The sequence below is a fragment of the Chitinophaga sp. 22620 genome (assembly GCF_052044405.1).
Taxonomy (GTDB): Bacteria; Bacteroidota; Bacteroidia; order Chitinophagales; family Chitinophagaceae; genus Chitinophaga.
The window spans coordinates 718,087-735,056 of sequence record NZ_JBQEMV010000001.1; the positions used below are offsets into that span (position 1 = coordinate 718,087).

15 protein-coding genes are annotated in these 16,970 nt (G+C 53.0%); 10 read left to right on the forward strand and 5 right to left on the reverse strand.

Translation table 11 applies throughout. The features are described from left to right. Positions 1-549, reverse strand: coding sequence for an RNA polymerase sigma factor (locus ACTJIK_RS03150; RefSeq protein ID WP_440644840.1), 549 nt, complete (start codon positions 547-549; stop codon positions 1-3). Positions 550-663: 114 nt separating this feature from the next. Here ACTJIK_RS03150 and ACTJIK_RS03155 point away from each other — a divergent pair, with 114 nt between their 5' ends. The 8 genes from ACTJIK_RS03155 (at position 664) to ACTJIK_RS03190 (ending at position 12,832) form a co-directional block, all read left to right on the forward strand. Beyond that, entirely contained in the window at positions 664-1,647 is a 984-nt protein-coding gene (locus ACTJIK_RS03155) for a FecR family protein (RefSeq protein WP_440644841.1), read from the forward strand. A 39-nt stretch (positions 1,648-1,686) separates the two neighbouring features. Continuing rightward, a complete protein-coding gene (locus tag ACTJIK_RS03160) occupies positions 1,687-5,157 on the forward strand; it encodes a SusC/RagA family TonB-linked outer membrane protein (RefSeq protein ID WP_440644842.1) in 3,471 nt (1,156 codons plus the stop codon). Positions 5,158-5,192: 35 nt separating this feature from the next. Next, entirely contained in the window at positions 5,193-6,788 is a 1,596-nt protein-coding gene (locus tag ACTJIK_RS03165; protein WP_440644843.1) for a SusD/RagB family nutrient-binding outer membrane lipoprotein, read from the forward strand. Positions 6,789-6,815: 27 nt separating this feature from the next. Further along, complete coding sequence (locus ACTJIK_RS03170) at positions 6,816-8,144, forward strand: glycosyl hydrolase family 18 protein (protein ID WP_440644844.1); 1,329 nt, start codon at positions 6,816-6,818, stop codon at positions 8,142-8,144. Between the two features lie 399 nt (positions 8,145-8,543). Then, positions 8,544-8,978 (forward strand): hypothetical protein, encoded by a 435-nt coding sequence (locus ACTJIK_RS03175; protein WP_440644845.1) that lies wholly within the window; start codon positions 8,544-8,546, stop codon positions 8,976-8,978. 165 nt (positions 8,979-9,143) lie between these two features. Continuing rightward, entirely contained in the window at positions 9,144-10,550 is a 1,407-nt protein-coding gene (aspA, locus tag ACTJIK_RS03180; protein WP_440644846.1) for an aspartate ammonia-lyase, read from the forward strand. 235 nt (positions 10,551-10,785) lie between these two features. Continuing rightward, entirely contained in the window at positions 10,786-12,126 is a 1,341-nt protein-coding gene (locus tag ACTJIK_RS03185) for an anaerobic C4-dicarboxylate transporter family protein (protein WP_440644847.1), read from the forward strand. Positions 12,127-12,343: 217 nt separating this feature from the next. Further along, positions 12,344-12,832, forward strand: a complete 489-nt coding sequence (locus ACTJIK_RS03190) for a VOC family protein (RefSeq protein ID WP_440644848.1) — start codon at positions 12,344-12,346, stop codon at positions 12,830-12,832. Here the strand turns inward: ACTJIK_RS03190 and ACTJIK_RS03195 are convergent, their stop codons facing one another. From ACTJIK_RS03195 to ACTJIK_RS03205, 3 genes are read right to left on the reverse strand one after another with little or no spacing between them, the layout of a single operon-like run. Next, positions 12,833-13,324 carry a low affinity iron permease family protein gene (locus ACTJIK_RS03195; RefSeq protein WP_440644850.1) on the reverse strand — a complete coding sequence of 164 codons (492 nt, stop codon included), beginning with the start codon at positions 13,322-13,324 and terminating at the stop codon, positions 12,833-12,835. A 3-nt stretch (positions 13,325-13,327) separates the two neighbouring features. After that, positions 13,328-14,782 (reverse strand): sigma-54-dependent transcriptional regulator, encoded by a 1,455-nt coding sequence (locus ACTJIK_RS03200; RefSeq protein WP_440644851.1) that lies wholly within the window; start codon positions 14,780-14,782, stop codon positions 13,328-13,330. 37 nt (positions 14,783-14,819) lie between these two features. Continuing rightward, the gene (locus ACTJIK_RS03205) at positions 14,820-15,200 is read right to left on the reverse strand and encodes a response regulator (protein ID WP_440644852.1); all 381 of its coding nucleotides are present in this window, start codon (positions 15,198-15,200) and stop codon (positions 14,820-14,822) included. A gap of 328 nt (positions 15,201-15,528) precedes the next feature. On the opposite strand from ACTJIK_RS03205, the gene ACTJIK_RS03210 reads away from it, so the two are divergent. Beyond that, complete coding sequence (locus tag ACTJIK_RS03210) at positions 15,529-15,714, forward strand: CsbD family protein (protein ID WP_440644853.1); 186 nt, start codon at positions 15,529-15,531, stop codon at positions 15,712-15,714. Positions 15,715-16,076: 362 nt separating this feature from the next. On the opposite strand, the gene ACTJIK_RS03215 is transcribed toward ACTJIK_RS03210, so the two are convergent. Beyond that, positions 16,077-16,535, reverse strand: a complete 459-nt coding sequence (locus ACTJIK_RS03215; RefSeq protein WP_440644854.1) for a ferritin-like domain-containing protein — start codon at positions 16,533-16,535, stop codon at positions 16,077-16,079. A gap of 220 nt (positions 16,536-16,755) precedes the next feature. On the opposite strand from ACTJIK_RS03215, the gene ACTJIK_RS03220 reads away from it, so the two are divergent. Next, positions 16,756-16,908 carry a lmo0937 family membrane protein gene (locus tag ACTJIK_RS03220; RefSeq protein ID WP_343304670.1) on the forward strand — a complete coding sequence of 51 codons (153 nt, stop codon included), beginning with the start codon at positions 16,756-16,758 and terminating at the stop codon, positions 16,906-16,908. The last annotated feature ends 62 nt before the right edge of the window (positions 16,909-16,970 follow it).

Sequence of the window (16,970 nt, forward strand, 5' to 3'; positions counted from 1 at the left end):
TCAATTCATTTCCTTACGCAAAACCTGCAGGGCATTATGTAATGTGTTATAAACAGTGCGCTCGGTAAGCCCAGTGGCCTCGGCAATTTCCTTAAAGCCCCTTCCTTCAAAATAACGCAGCTGCACCAGCTGCAACTGGCGGCCGGAAAGCTGCTTCAATGCAAGCTGGAGGCGGGCTTTCATGCCTTCATCCGTTTGTATGCCGATCAGTATCTCTTCGTAGGAAGACTGTGTAAGCCCGGTGTGCGCGACCTCGTCGAAAGGCAGGTCTTTCCTGCCGTTGGAGGATTTGTAAAGAATGCGTTTGAAGATGGTGATCACATATTGCTGGATGTTGTGCACCCCGGAAAGTTTTTCGCGGATCTTCCAGAGTTCCAGGAACAGATCGTTGATGCAGCCCTGTACCAGGTCTACATCGCGGTAGAGGGAAACGCCCAGGCGGAAGAGATCGTCATAAAAAAGGTCAAAGCATTCATACAGGCCCTGACGGTCTCCCCCGGCAAGCAATTGCCAGTTCTTTTCTATTTTTTCATGGCGATGTGGGTTCATCAGGCGATGAAACGGTTCTTTTGGTTGATCCAAGGTAAAATAAATTATTTTTTGCATTTCATTGGTAAAAACGTGCGCTTTCCCGCACTTGTATAGTATCAACCAGATCAGCACATGCATCACACGCATCAGACCGCAGAAGAACTGCTGCTTACCGAATCATTTATCCACTATTGCAAAGGCGCGCCTGCGGCTGATGTACAGTATTGGGAGGAATTGTTGCGCAACAACCCGGCCCAGCAACCGGAGGCAGACCGTGCCCGCGAATTATTCCATGTTATGCAAGGATACCCGCCCGTTTCATTAAAAGCCGCTGCCCTGGAGCGTCTGAAAGAAAGTCTTGACGCCCGGGAACAAACCCATACCCGCGTGCGCAGGCTTCCATACCGCTGGATGGCAGCAGCAGGCATTGCCATCATTGCAGCCTCCGCTTACCTGCTCATGCAGCAGCCCGAAAAACACATCACCCACTACAATACCTTCGCACAAACCGGCCTGCAGGACCGCAAGACCCTCGCCCTGCCCGATGGTTCCGAAGTATTGCTCAGCACCGCCAGCACCCTCCAGCTCAGCGATGCTTTCGGGAAAGGCGACCGTAACGTATACCTCGAAGGCGAAGCTTTTTTCACCGTAAAATCCAACACCAACCTGCCTTTCACCGTAGTGACCCGCAAAGCCGCCACCACCGTGCTGGGCACAACTTTTAAAGTACGCTGTTACGGGGAAAACGCACAGGTGATGCTGGCCTCCGGCAAAGTGCGCGTGGAGGCGGACGCTGCCGTCATGGAATTGCAGCCCGGGGAAGAAGCCGTGGTAGACAACGGCGCGCCGCTGAAGAAGATCACCTTTCAGCAGGAGGAAATGCAGCGCTGGATCAGCCGAAAAGTAGAATTCGCCAATGCAGATATGGACCAGATCACCGCTATATTAAAGGAGTATTACGGCGTAAACGTGAGGATAGAAAAACGCCCCGCCGGCAAGGTGATGTTTACCGGCATATTTCATGACCAGCAATTGAACGTAGTACTGGACGCCATCAGCTTTACCAACAACTTTACCTACCGCCTGGACCGTAATGAGGTGGTGATCCGCTTTTAGACAGGAGACGCAATTTTTAAGATTCTAAATCCTTTATACATGAAGAGAACTATACCACGTTCATGTATGATGCCGGCATTGCTATGGCTATGCCTCACCATCAGTACAGCAACCAAAGCGCAACAGAAAGTTTATTCGTTCAACTGGGAAAACACCGCGCTCTCCAGTGTTTTCAGGCAGATAGAACAGGCCGCCAACGTCCGGTTTTCCTACAACCCCTCGGGCATTAAAGAAGATATGCCCATCCGGCTTAAAATCGACAGCCAGCGGCTGGATGCAGTAGTGGCCCGCCTCTGCCAGGCCATCAATTCCAACTACCGCATTACGGACAATATCGTAATGCTGCGGCCCTCCGGGGAAACCGCGGCTGTAGCGGATTACCGGCTGCATGGCAAAGTAGTGAATGAAAAGAATGAACCGCTGCCGGGCGTTACAGTGCACAACCAGCGTTTGAAAAAAGCCGTGCATACCGCGCCTGACGGCGTGTATAGCATAGACGCGGCTCCGGGAGACCAGGTTGAGTTCACCATGATCGGGTATGAACGGCAGCTGCGGCAGGCCGGCCCTGAAGGATCGCTGCTGAACATTACCATGAAAGAAAAAGTGACGGACCTGGGCACCGTAGTGGTAACGGCCCTCGGCATCCGCCGCGAAGCCCGCGCGCTGGGTTATGCGCATGCCGAAGTGAATGGCGACGATATGAAACGAGCCCGCGAAACCAATGTGATCAACTCCCTCGCCGGTAAAGTGCCCGGCCTGATCATCAACAGCACCGCCGGCGGCCCCGCGGGTTCCAGCCGCGTGATCATCCGCGGCAATACACAGATATCCGGCAACAACCAGCCGCTGTACGTGGTAGACGGCGTGCCCATCGACAACTCCAACTACGGCCAGGTGAGCGGCGATAAATACTCCTCCGGCTTCGACTTCGGCGATGCCATTTCCGCCATCAACCCCGACGATATTGAAACGATCAGCGTGCTGAAAGGCCCGTCTGCCTCCGCATTATACGGCAGCCGTGCAGGCCACGGCGTGATCCTCATCACCACCAAAAAAGGCACCCTGAAAAAAGCCCTCGGCATAGAATTCAACAGCACCGCCACAATGGAAAGGCAGCTGACCCGCTTCGATGATTATCAATACGAATACGGGCAGGGAACCGGCGGCACCATCCCACGGGACAGGGACCAGGCGCGTACTACGCTGTTCAGCAACTTCGGCGCCAGGCTGGATCCCACGCTGATGGTCTCCGGCTTCGACGGCAAGCAACGCCCCTATGGGCTAGTGCGCAACAACATCGAAAATTTCTTCCGCACCGGTTCCACCTTCACCAATACCATTTCCCTCACCAGCGCGACAGACAACACGGCTTTCCGCCTTTCCCTGTCTGACCTGAAGAACAACGACATCGTTCCCACCAGCAGCATGCGCCGCAACACGGCTAACTTTTCCAGCAACTCCAAATTCGGCAAGCGCCTGAGCGTGGATGCGAAAGTGATGTACATGCGCGAGGAGGTGAACAACCGCCCCGCGCTGGCCGACGATGCCGGCAACATCGGCAATGCGTTCGTTGGGTTGGCGAATAACGTGGACCAGAGCATTTTTTCCACGGGATATAAAAACGATAACGGCGATTACGTGGACTGGGGCGGCGGCGAATACCGGCTGAACCCGTACTGGGTGATCAACGAAATGAGCAACAAAACGAAGAAAGACAGGATCATGGGCAACATAGTTGCCAACTACCAGTTCGCGGACTGGATCGGTTTACAGGGTCGCTTTTCCACGGACATCACTTATTTCAAATACCGGAAATACAGTCCGCCCAGCACGCCCGGCTCCATCACCGGCCGTTACGAAGGCATAGACCAGAAATTTCATACCACAGAGGCGGATGTGCTGCTTACCCTCCAGAAACAGTTCACTCCCAACTGGTACGGCGCAGCGCGATTGGGCAGCAGTCTTTCCCAATATTCCCGCCCGGGCACCAACCTGCTGGGAACGGACATGGAGCTGGAAGAAATTTCCATCAACAGCTTCAACGACCGCGTGGCTACAGAAACCGAATCCCGCAAAAGGATCAATTCTTTCTACGGCCTTTTCAGCGGCGCCTATAAAAACTGGGCTTACCTGGATGTGACCTTGCGGAGGGATGCATCTTCAACACTACCTGAAACGAACAATACTTATTTATATTCCTCCTTCTCCGGCAGCTTCATTTTCACCGATGCCTTCAAGCTGAAAAATAAAGTGCTGAGTTATGGTAAGCTCCGCGCTTCCATAGCAGAGGTGGGCAGCGATACCGATCCCCATATGCTGAACCTCAACTACGCGCTGTTGCAGCAAAAGATAAACGGCTCGGCTGCGGGAGGCATCAGCACGCTGGTGTTGCCGCCCGATTCGCTGAAGCCCACGCGTACCCGTTCTTACGAGCTGGGCACCGAAATGAAATTTTTCAATAACAACATCGGTCTGGACGTAACGGTGTACACGCAGGATTCCCGTGACCAGATCAACTACGTTCCTATCCCCACTTCTTCGGGCTTCCGCACGCGGCTGGTGAATGCCGGTGTGATCCAGAATAAAGGCATCGAGATCGCACTCTCCGCCACGCCGGTGCGCACCGAAAATTTCCGCTGGGATATCAGCGTGAACGCGGCGCGAAACAAAAACACCGTAAAGAGCCTGGCTGAAGGCATACCTTTCCTGACCCTCTCTGATGCGCGCTGGCTGGGCGTTTCAGTGGTTGCGCAGCCAAACGCTCCGTATGGCGCGATCCTGGGCTACGATTACCAGAAAGATCCCGGGGGCAATATCATCCTCGATTCCATCACCCTTACGCCCATACCTACTGACGAACGCAAGGTAATGGGCAAGGGAACCTGGGACTGGACGGGCGGTTTGACCACCACCTTATCTTATAAGAATTTCACCTTCAACGCCATCCTGGATATGAAACAGGGCGCCGATCTCTTCTCCATGACGAACCTTTTCGCCGTGCTGAGGGGCAGCCATGAAATTACGCTGGAAGGCCGCCAGGAATGGATACGCTCCGAAGAAGAAAGGATGGCCGCCAATAAAACGCCCGTGGAATGGAAGGCATCCGGCAACGTGAGCGGCTACGTGCCGCGCGGCGTGGTGCGCAACGGGGTAGACAATACCGGCAAGCCCGTGTATGTGCAGAACACGCAGGCGATGGACCCGGGGCAATACTGGTCGCTGTTTTACGCGGATGCCAAAGGCATTACCACGCCTTTCCTCTACGATGCATCCTACATCAAATTGCGTGAGCTTTCGCTGACGTACAGCCTGCCGCAGGCCATGCTGAGAAAGGCGGGGATCGGCGCAGTGACCGTGTCTGTCGTTAGCCGCAACCCTTTCATCCTGCATAAAAAAGTACCGAACGTGGATCCCGATTCCAATTACAACAACGGGAACGGCCAGGGCCTGGAATACGGTTCCCTGCCTTCGCGCAGGAGCTGGGGCCTGAACCTTAATGTGCGCCTTTAAAAATGTTGCGAATGAACAACCAAAAAAGAATCCGTATGAAACGTTATTATAATTCCCTGGTTTGCCTATGCCTGCTGATGGCGGCGGGGTTCACGGGCTGCGATGATTTCGGGGACATGAATACCAATCCCACGCAAAGCACCACGATGGACCCTGCCCTGCAACTGGTGCAGGTGCAGGCGCGCTTCTCCGGCGACCTCGAATCTAATGAAAGAGTGAGCACCTTTTTGTGCATGCCCATGGTACAGCAGCTGGGCGGCGCCTGGGCCTGCCAGTACGGCGGCTTCTACGTGAAGCAGCAGCAATACATGAGCATCCTCTGGGAGCTGAACTACACCAACGACATCCTGAACATCGTGGACGCGGTGAGCCGTGCGAAGGAGGATAACAAGAAGCCCAATCTTTACAACATCCTCCGCATCATGAAGGTGTATCTCTTTGCCCGCCTCACCGATCTGTACGGCGATATTCCATACAGCCAGGCTTCAGCGGGATATACCCAGAAAATTGTACGGCCGGAATACGACAGGCAGGCCGATATCTATACCGATTTCTTCAAAGAGCTTACCGAAGCTTCCACCGCGCTGGACGCTTCCCGCGACAATGTGAGCAACGACCAGTTCTACCACGGCGATGTGGCCAAATGGAAAAAATTCGCCAACAGCCTGCATCTCCGTTTGGCCATGCGCCTCGTGAAAAGAGATGCCGCGCTGGCGCGCGCCGAAGCCCAAAAGGCCTTTAACCGCGGCGTGTTCCAAAGCAACGACGACATCTGTAAAATGACCCATGCAGACATCCTGAACAACTACCAGGACGTGCGCGGCAACGGCCTCTCCGCCTCCATCTCCCAGGGCGAGCTGGTGCCTTACCGCTACAACCAGGTGTTCCTGGACGCGCTGCGCAACACCAACGACCCGCGCCTGGATCATATCGGCAAATATTATATAGACAAACCTTATGCTTTCATGGAGCGGACGGACATTACGCCGCAGGTGAAAGCCGTTGTGGGCATTACCGGCTGCAAGAACGGCGATTTTGTGTGGGACGACTGGAAGAACACCTTCACCATCCAGGTGCCCGGCATCGGTTCCTATGATGTGGGCAACAACACGCAGAAGATGCAGCTGGCCAATTTCCTCATTGCCAACAATGCGCCGTTCCTGCATCTTACCTATGCCGAAACCGAATTGCTGCTGGCGGAAGCATGTTTCCGCTGGGGCCTGAACCTCAACGGCGATTACCAGGCGCATTACAACCGCGGCATAGAAGCCGCCATGAAACAGCTGAGCGTTTATCCCGGCGGCCCGCAGATACCCGACGCCGCAATTGCGAAATATAAGACGGACAATGTGGTGGCGCCCGGGAAGGAACTGGAAATGATCAATCACCAGCTGTGGGTAGCGCTTTTTATGAACGGCCCCGAAGCATACGCCAACTGGCGCCGCAGCGGTTTTCCGCGCCTCACGCCCGGCTACAAGCCCGGTTATTCCAGCGTGAACACGATCCCCCGCAGGTTCGAATACCCGCTTTCTGAAAAAGAACAGAATGCCGAAAATTATAACAAGGCCGTGCAGAACATGGATGGAAAAAAAGATGATTGGACCGGCCGCGTATGGTGGGATAAGGAATAAGCATTTTTCTCATTAACAAACATGATCATGCACAAGAAACTATATATACTGCTGGTTAGCATTTTCGCGTTGGCGGCTTGCGGGAAAGACCGCATCAAAGATCCTGAGTTCGGCCCCGGCGATTACCCGCGCATCTTCGACATACAAAATGCTTTTATATCGCCCGTACGCATCCTGGAACAGGGGCAGACGGCCGATTACAAAGGGCTGGTATATTCTCCCGGCGGCAAAGTGAATATTTCCTGGAAAGTGAACGGCGAAGAAAAATCCAAAGACACTGTTTTTTCCTTTACCCCTGCCGCCGGCGGAGAATACACGATCTCGCTGGAAGTGGAACTGAACGGCCTGAAAAGCCAGCGTTCCTCCAAAGTGCTTGTAAAGCCCGCCACCTATACCCCGCTGCCTTACACCAAAGTGATCATGGCGTACCTCACCGCTGAAGGCACCGCGCTGAACGTGAACTGGGAACAGGCTACGCATGTAACTTTCCTCGCGGGCAGGGTAGCGTCAGACGGTACCGTGGATCTTTCCGCCGGCGAAACCAATCAGCGTATGGACGAGCTTGTAGCCCGCGGCCATATTGCCGGAAGGGCCGTGCTGCTGGGCCTGGCGGGCCGCCTTTCCCCGGTGGACGGCTGGGCATTATATGAGGCGAACGATTTCGGCGAAGCCATCCGCACACCCGCCTCACGCGCTGCGCTGGTGGCTGCTGTGGACAACTACGTAACCGCCCGCAAGCTGGATGGCGTGGACGTTATGATGAGCGACATCAACTCCGGCGCCTATGCGCAGAACGTGGCGGCCATTGCGCCGTTCATCGCTGAGCTGAAAGCGGCTTTGCCCGCGGGTTCCATCATTACCGTTACCGTGGGCGCGGGATGGCAGCACTGGGATTACCCCAGCCTGGCCGCCGCCACCTGGGTGAATGTGCGCGCGTTTGAAGACGGGCTGCACGTAGGCCCCGCCGCTCCCCGTGGCCAGGCCTCCTCTTACGATTACATGCTGGCTGCGGCCAGGATCTGGGCAGACCACCATCTGCCCGCGGATAAGCTGGTGATCGGTATTCCCGCATTCGGCCTGCGCTACAACGCGATAGACGGCAACGGGAATAACCTCGACTGGGGCTCCTACGATTACGTGGCTTACAGGACCATCCTCGGCTACGATCCGCAGGCGGCTACCAAAGAGCAGGTGAACCATGCGTTTGGCGTGTATTACAACGGCAGGCCGCTGGTGAAAAAGAAAGGCGATTTCATCAAGACCTCCGCTTACAAAGGCGCTTATCTCTGGGCTGCGGATTACGACAGCGGAGACGATAACGCACTGCTGAAAGAATTGCATAACGCATTGAAATAGTACATTTTTGGTTAATTGAGCAAGGGGTCGGCCGCGAGGCTGGCCTTTTGATTTTTTTAAAAATATTTATGGATAGGAGCAAAGCCGGGGATTATCCTTATTTTCGTGATTGGATAAAAACGGCCCGGGTAGCCGCAATTAATATGCTCCCGGAGGAAGGATTAACTGGTAATGATTTTACTCACAGCATAAGTGGAATGCTGCAATTTATGGATGCCCTAAGCGAACAAAGCGAGAGGGTGTTTGTTTTGTGTTATTGCAAAGGTCTCTCCAGAACCGAACGGCGAAAAAATTAGACATGACAGAAGAACAGGCGCCTGGCTGCCTGAAGGATGCATTAATTGAACTCAGAAGATTTCCCGGACACACTTGAACGTTGAGGAATATATAGAAAGCGGAATGGTTGAAAGCTATGTGCTCGGCCTGTCTACTCCCGAAGAAAAGGAGGAGCTGGAACGCCTGTTGCCTCAACACCCCGAGTTGCAGACCGAACTGCGGCTTGTGGAAAATACCTTTCACAAGCTCTGGTTCGAAGACGCTTATCCTCCCCCCATAGAGCTGCGCCAGCGCGCCCTTCAGCCTTTCGACTGGGCCGATACAAGCGCCGGGCGTGAAGAAAAGAAACCGAACTATACTTTTATCAATATCGCGCCCAACCAGTCGGACTTCATCACCGTGCACAAGGTGTGGAAGTGGATATTCTTTGCGGCGTTCCTCCTGTTCAAATTCTGCCTTTTCCTGGCTATTTATTTTTACTTCAAATACCGCCAGGTGGAAGACCGGCAGACCGAACGCGAAAAGGCCAGGCAGGAATTACAGCAGGTTCCGCGGTAACGCAAAAGCCTGGCTGCTCCTTGCAACGACGGCCTTGGCGGTCAACACCGGCTTATCTTAAAAAGTCTATTCGCGGAACAATCGTTCACCCCGCCCCGTCAAACAAATTCCCGGTTTTTCCTGTTGTATTGGATATATTGGTAAACCGTTTCAAAATTTAGTTTAATGGCACAACGTCGCGAACATGATTTCCTGGGGGAACGCGAGATCCCGAAAGATGTTTATTATGGTATTCAAACGCTCCGCGCGATCGAGAACTTTCATATTACCGGTATTCCGCTGAAAGTGGAGCCGCTGTTTGTACAGGCGCTTGGATATGTGAAAAAAGCCGCTGCCCTGGCTAATTCCGAGCTGGGCGTATTCGATAAGAACATCGCGCAGCATATTGTAAAAGCCAGCGACCGCGTGATCAGCGGGGAATTCAACGACCAGTTCATCACGGATCTCATACAGGGCGGAGCGGGCACTTCCGTGAACATGAACGCCAATGAAGTGATCGCCAATGTGGCGCTGGAAATGATGGGGAAAGAAAAAGGCGATTACGAATTCTGCCACCCGAACAATCATGTGAACTGCTCGCAATCCACCAACGACGCGTATCCTACCGCTTTCCGCATAGCGCTCATCAATAAGCTGAATGATTATAAGACCAGCCTTACCATGCTGGCCGCATCTTTTGAGAAAAAAGGAGAAGAATTCAAACAGGTGCTCAAAATGGGGCGCACGCAATTGCAGGATGCCGTGCCCATGAGCATGGGCGACGAGTTCAGGGCATTTGCCACCAACCTGCGCGAAGAGCTTTCCCGGATAGAAGATAGCAAGCGCCTGATCTCCGAGATCAATATGGGCGCCACTGCCATCGGCACCGGCGTGAATGCGCCAAAGGAATATCCCGAGCTGGTGACCAAACATCTCCGTGAAGTGACCGGCCTGGACCTCAGCCTGGCGACGGACCTGATTGAAGCCACCAACGATACCGGCGCTTACGTGCAGCTTTCCGGCGTGCTGAAACGCACAGCTGTGAAAGTTTCCAAGATATGCAACGATCTCCGCCTGCTGTCTTCCGGCCCACGGTGCGGCCTGAACGAAATTAACCTGCCGCCCATGCAGCCCGGCTCTTCCATCATGCCCGGAAAAGTAAATCCTGTGATCCCTGAAGTGGTGAACCAGACCGCGTTCTACGTGATCGGCGCCGACCTTACCCTTACCATGGCGGCAGAAGCGGGACAGCTGCAGCTGAACGTGATGGAGCCTGTGATCTCTTTCGCCCTGTTCACTTCCATCACTTATATGACGAATGCCTGCAACGCGCTCCGCGAAAAATGCGTGGACGGCATTACCGCCAACGCGGACCATACGCAGCAGATGGTGATGCAAAGCATCGGCATCGTGACCCAGCTGAATCCCATCATCGGGTATGAAAAATCCGCCGCCATCGCGCGGGAAGCCCTGGAGACGGGCAAATCCGTTCATGACATCGCAGTAAAAGAAAAGAAGCTGGTGACCCAGGAAAAGTGGGACGAGATATTTACGTTCGAGAATATGATCCGCCCCACATTCATCAACAGCTAGTAAGGTGCTGGGCAGGCCTACCCCTGAAACAGAATTTGATATCAGCCAGGTGAATACTTTGCCAAAAGTGGATATATTGTATGATTATTCGAACATGAACCCGGCGCCGGCAGACGCATTGGTGAAGGATAAGCGCAGGGAATAAAACCTCAACCCTGCCTTGGAGAAGAAGTTCCAGGCAATGTTTTTCGAATATTAGCATCAAATTCCACATCGTAAAATATAAACCGAAAGCATGATCTGGCTTCAATTCGCAATTCTTTTAGCGGCCATTCTTATTGGCGCCCGTATGAAAGGCATCGGCCTGGGCGTAATGGGTATGGCAGCGCTTGCCCTGTACGTTTTCCTTTTCCGGATGCGGCCCGCCGAACCGCCGATAGACGTGATGCTGATCATCCTCGCCGTAGTATCTACCGCCGCCACCATGCAGGCGGCAGGCGGAATGGACTACCTGGTGCGGGTGGCCGAAAAGATCCTCCGGAGCAAACCCTCCATGATCACCCTCATGGGCCCGCTTGTTACTTTTTGTTTTACCGTATTTGCCGGCACGGCGCATGTCACTTACTCCCTCCTGCCCATCATTGCCGAAGTAGCCACCAAAAAACGCATCAGGCCCGAAAGGCCGCTGAGCATTTCCGTAATAGCCTCGCACCTGGGCATTACCGCCAGCCCGATCTCCGCGGCCACTGCCGCCATGATCACCATATTGCCCGGCGGGCTGCAACCCGCGGATATCCTGAAGGTTTGCGTTCCTTCCTGCCTGGTGGGCATCCTGGCCGGGGTAGCGGTGGTATGGAAAAAAGGGAAAGAGCTGGAGAAAGATCCCCTGTTCCTCGAAAAAATGAAAGACCCCGAGTTTGCCGCCGGGCTGGATGCTGAGAGCAAAACAAATGATAAACCCCTGAAACCGGGCGCCAAAACGTCCGTGATCATTTTCGCCATTGCGGTGCTGGTGATCGTGCTGGCCGGCGCGTTCAAAGGCATGCTGCCTACGTTTGAGCCCGGGGTGGCCAATCTTTCCGTAAACGCGAACGGCACCATCAAAATGGCTGCAATAATAGAGCTGGTAATGCTGGCCGCAGCGGCGCTCATGCTGCTGTTCACCAGGACCCCCACTTCGGAAGTGGCCAAAGCAAGCCTGTTCACCGCGGGCGCGCAGGCGGTGGTATCCATTTTCGGCGTGGTGTGGATGAGCGCCACTTTTATGGCCGCCCACGAAGCCACGATAGAGCATGCGCTGGGGGATATGGTCACCGCCGCCCCCTGGACCTTTGCGATCGCGCTGTTCGTGCTCAGCATGCTGCTGTTCAGCCAGGCGGCCACCACCAAAGCGCTGATGCCGCTGGGCGTGCTGCTCGGCATTGCACCGCCTCACCTGGTGGCCATGTTTCCCGCTACCAACGGGGATTTTGTGCTGCCCGGCTATCCCACGCTGCTGGCCGCCATCAACTTCGACCGTACCGGCAGCACCCATATCGGCAAGTATCTCGTGAACCATAGTTTTATGGTACCCGGACTTGTAAGCGTCGGCATTTCTGTAGCGGCGGGGTTCCTGTTTGCCGGCTTATTCTGGTAGTATACACCCGGCTCAGCAACAAAGTGAATATCTTTTTTGTTAGTTAGATAATACTCGCCAACACGAAAAATTACCGCATTTCCGTTGGTATCATCAGTCCTTTGATGATACGCTGATACGAGGGCGGTTCTCAAGCGCAGCCGGGTTCAGCGGACAATACATATTACCGGTTGAAGGAGGGAACCGCCTATCTTTGCCAAAAAAATCAGCTGTATTCATGAGCTATACCGTTCCCGCACAAACCCGCATCGGGCATGTGCATCTTAAAGTTTCCGACCTCCGGCGCTCGCTGGATTTTTATTGCGATCTGCTGGGATTTGAACTGATGATGAAGTACGGCGACCAGGCTGCGTTTATTTCAGCCGGTGGTTACCACCATCATATCGGCCTGAACACCTGGCACAGCAAGGGCATGCCGCCTGCGCCGGTAAATGCGGCGGGCTTGTACCATGTGGCCATCCTGTACCCGGAAAGGAAGGACCTGGCGGCGATCTATAAAAGGCTGACCGAAGCCGGGGTGCAGTTTACCGGCTTTGCGGATCACGGTGTGTCTGAAGCGCTGTACCTCAACGATCCGGACGGGAACGGGCTGGAATTGTACTGGGACAGGCCGAAAGAGCAATGGCCTGTGGATGAAGAAGGGAACCTCACGATGTACACGGAACGGCTGAACCTTTCGGGGCTTTTGCGGGAGCTGGATAAATGATCATTTCCTGCTCTTGAGCTTCCCTTCGGTATTTTCCATCGCTTCTTCAACGGAATGAGAGCGCTTCAGGTCCAGGTTCTTTTGCATTTCAGAAGCGAGCTTGGTATAGAACCGGTGGAGTGTGTTCAGGTCTTCTTCCGATAACGATTCCACATCTATCAGCCGGTTGCTGGCGGTTTTGGTGGCCGCGATCAGTTCGTTCAGCTTCAGCTGGATGGATTTGGAATCCTTATTCTGTGATTTCTGGATGATGAACACCATGAGGAAAGTGACGATCGTGGTACCGGTATTGATCACCAGCTGCCAGGTGTCCGAAAACCCGAACAGCGGGCCTGTAACGGCCCATACCACGATAACCGCCAGGGCGATGATAAATGCCCAGGGGCTGCCGGTAGCATTGACCACTTTGATGGAGAACCGCTCGAAGACCGGCGGTTTGTTTTTGTTCCCGTTAAGATGGTTATTCGCCGGTGCCGGTGGATTTTTTTCCATGTATCAGTAATTGATGTTCAGCAGGCGTAACTTATTGTACAGGGTTTTCCGGTCTATGTTCAGCAGCTGCGCTGCTTTGGTTTTATTGTACTTTACGGCTTTCAGCACGTTGATGATCTTGTTGTATTCTGCCTTGAGCGCAACGGATTTAAGATCGTTCTCGTCCAGCATAGGCAGGTCGGGCATGGATTCTGTATCTTCTGCCAGACCACCTGCCGGAACCGCTGCGGCGGCGCCCAGGCGGGAATAACCGCCGGCTTTCATTTCCAGGGGCAGGGCGGCCATGGTGATCTCTTTTCCCGAGGGCGTGAGCAGGCTGGCGCGGCGGATCACGTTCTTCAGCTCGCGGATGTTGCCCGGCCAGTCGTACTGGCGGAAACATTCCCATACTTCCTCCGTCATCACCGGCTCGGGTTTGTTCAGCTCCTTGCTCACCTGGCTGAGGAATGAATCCACGAACAGCGGCAGGTCGTCGTTCCGCACTCTCAGTGGCGGAATATGGATGGTGAATTCGTTGAAACGGTGGAAAAGATCTTCGCGGAACTTGCCTTTCTGCACGGCTTCGAACAGGTTTTCGTTGGAAGCCACGATCAGGCGCACGTCTACCGCTATTTCTTTCATGCTGCCCACGCGGCGGATCTGTTTTTCCTGGATCACGCGCAGCAGGGCCACCTGGATATCGTAAGAGAGGTTGGCAATTTCATCAAGGAAGATGGTACCGCCGTGCGCCTGTTCGAAAGCGCCTATTTTGGTGTTGATGGCGCCCGTGAAAGCTCCTTTTTCGTGCCCGAACAATTCGCTGGCCGCCAGTTCTTTCGAAAGGCTGCCGCAGTCTATCGCAATAAAAGGCTGGTTGCTGCGGCTGCTGTGATCGTGAATAAGATGGGCAACAGATTCTTTACCGGTACCGGTTTCCCCGAAAAGGATCACGCTGTAATCCGTGGGGGCTACCAGCGTCAGCTCCCGGAAAAGTGCCTTGGACGGCTCGCTTTCGCCGTACACATATTTACTGCGGCCGTTTTTACCATGTTCGCCGGGTTGTAGGGGGCCTTCTTCATGGGCATGCGGCGCTATGGGCGTTCCCAGCGCTGAAGGCGCAGGCTGGGAAAGCGCTTTATTGACAAGGCCGAGTATTTCGTCCGGGTACAACGGTTTGGAAATGTAGTCGTATGCGCCGCTCTTCACCATTTCTACTGCGATCCTTACGTCGGAATAACCGGTAATGATGATCACGACCGTCTGCGGGCGGAGCGCCCGGATGTCGTTCAGCAACTGGGCGCCGTCGGTATCTTTCAGGCGGTAGTCGCAAAGCACCAGGTCATACGCCTCCTCTTTTATCATTTTGAGGGCCTGTGCTCCGGTCATAGTGCTGTCCGTCTTAAAGCCATGCTTGCTCAGGAACTTACTGAGCAGGGTACAAATGTTTATTTCATCATCAATAATGAGGATACTCTTCATAAGATCAATATTGGACGGATACTAAATTTACAAATAATTATGCATTCGGGTAGTCATGCTGACTTGTCACCTCATACAGGATTTCCTGCAACTCCCCTACATTAAAAGGTTTCGGCAAAAAGCGGGCCGCTCCTGCTGTTAGTGCTCTTTGTTTCTCCATCCCGTTGTCATAGGCGCTTATCGTGATCACGGGGAGATTCGGGTATTTGGTTTTGATGCCTGGCAAAGCATCCAGCCCGGAACCGTCGGGCAAATGAATATCCAGGAAAAGCACGTCAGGCTGCTGCCTGGCAAGGAATTGCATACCTTCTTTCAGGCCATGCACATATTTTACCTTGTATCCATGTTTACTCAGACTTAACTGCAAAAGTTGGCAAATATCCGGCTCGTCATCAATTATTAATATCAAATCTCCCATGGCGTTGGGTTTTAACTGGTTTCCGGGGTTACGGGAATCACGGGAAGACAGGCTGGAGCCACTACATGTATTTTTTCCTGGATTCATCACTCATTGACCGGTTTTGGAATAATTCGTTGAAATCTACTTTAATTATAATTATATACCCTTGCAAACATTCTGCCGGGATAATTTAGCTGTTCAAACAGCAGTTATTGGGGAATAATTTCCCCAGGTTCTCCTCCTGCTGTTTCCCCATTTTGCGATAAAATACAAACAAAATCCCCGTAAACTGCGCACCTGGCACGGTGGTATGCAAATTGCACATTCTTTAATAAATACTATCGTTATGGATTCACTACAATTAAAAGGAGCCTGGAACGAGATCAAAGGAAAGCTGAAACAGAAATATGCTGACCTGACGGACGATGATCTCATGTACACCGAGGGTAAGGAAGACGAGCTCTACGGTAAGCTCCAGACGAAGCTGGGTAAGTCCAAAGAAGAAGTTGAAAAACTAATCAACGAGCTATAACCGTTTTCGGTTATACTTTTATCATAGCTGTTGTTTTAGTTATTGGCTGCTTTATATGGTTATAAAATGTTAAGCAGCATTACAACAGGTATCCAAAACCAGGATAACTACTGTTCAATGCACAAGCAAAACATATTTACAACCTGAAAGCTTGCCAAACTGTCCTGCACCATAGGGTGTGGGACAGTTTTTATGATATATCCGTTCTTTGTTGCCCGGCACGCTCCATGGTTCATTTAGCCCCAACCTTCTTGTCATAGATTGATCCTCCATTTTTACCCACTGCAAAGTGGCCCGAAACCAACAATGATTTTTGCTCAAAAAAAAGAAAGTCCCGGAAACTTCCGGGACTCTTCTTTTTATTACCTGTTCACTGCTTCCACATCCCGCATATGCCGGATGTGGTCGTGCGAGGCCTTTAGTTTGTTCTGCTGCTGGCGGATAATAGCCCGGAGGTCTTCCGGCAGGTAGCTCTGCTCCATGGCCTGGCGGTATGATTTCTGGGCGGCATCTTCCCCATATTCGCAGGAGGCCAGGATGGCGTGGCGGTCTGCGCCCCCGAAAGACACCTTTACGTCCATCCAGGTACGGTAGATCTTCCCCGCCAGCGTGGTATCCCTTTCCCTGTCTTCGCCCATATTACGCAGGTACTTGTTCAGTTCCACGGTAAAATGTCTGCTATCTGCGATCATGGTGTCGAAAAGTTCTTTCAGGTCTGCTTCGTCTGTCTGTTTCGCAGCTTTCTGGTAACCTTCAATGCGGTCATTGTTGATCTTGACCAGGTCTTCTACCACAGCCGTGATTTTCTGATGATTTTCCATGATGGTTAATTTTTTAAGTGATATAGATACCTATCTGCTCCAAAAAAGAAGCCATGCGGATACTGCCACGCTGAGGCCTTCCGATGACCAGTTAACGCCACTGATGGGGGAAGCGCTTCCACAGAACGGGTGGGCCGAAAGCCGCTACAGCATTAACAGCACGGGTTTCAGGATTGGCATAATATTTCTACTGGTAATTATGAACTAAACATCATATGCCATGAGTAATTTACTTTATCTGATCGCGGTGATCCTTATTATAGGATGGTTACTCGGATTCTTTGTTTACTCCGCAGGCGGGCTTATCCACGCATTGCTCGTACTGGCGATCATTGCCATACTGATCAACATTATCCGCGGCCGGGCCGTGTAAGAACCAAGGGTAAAAATTCGATCCATAGGAACGGGAAAAGGGAAACTGCAAGGAATCCTTTT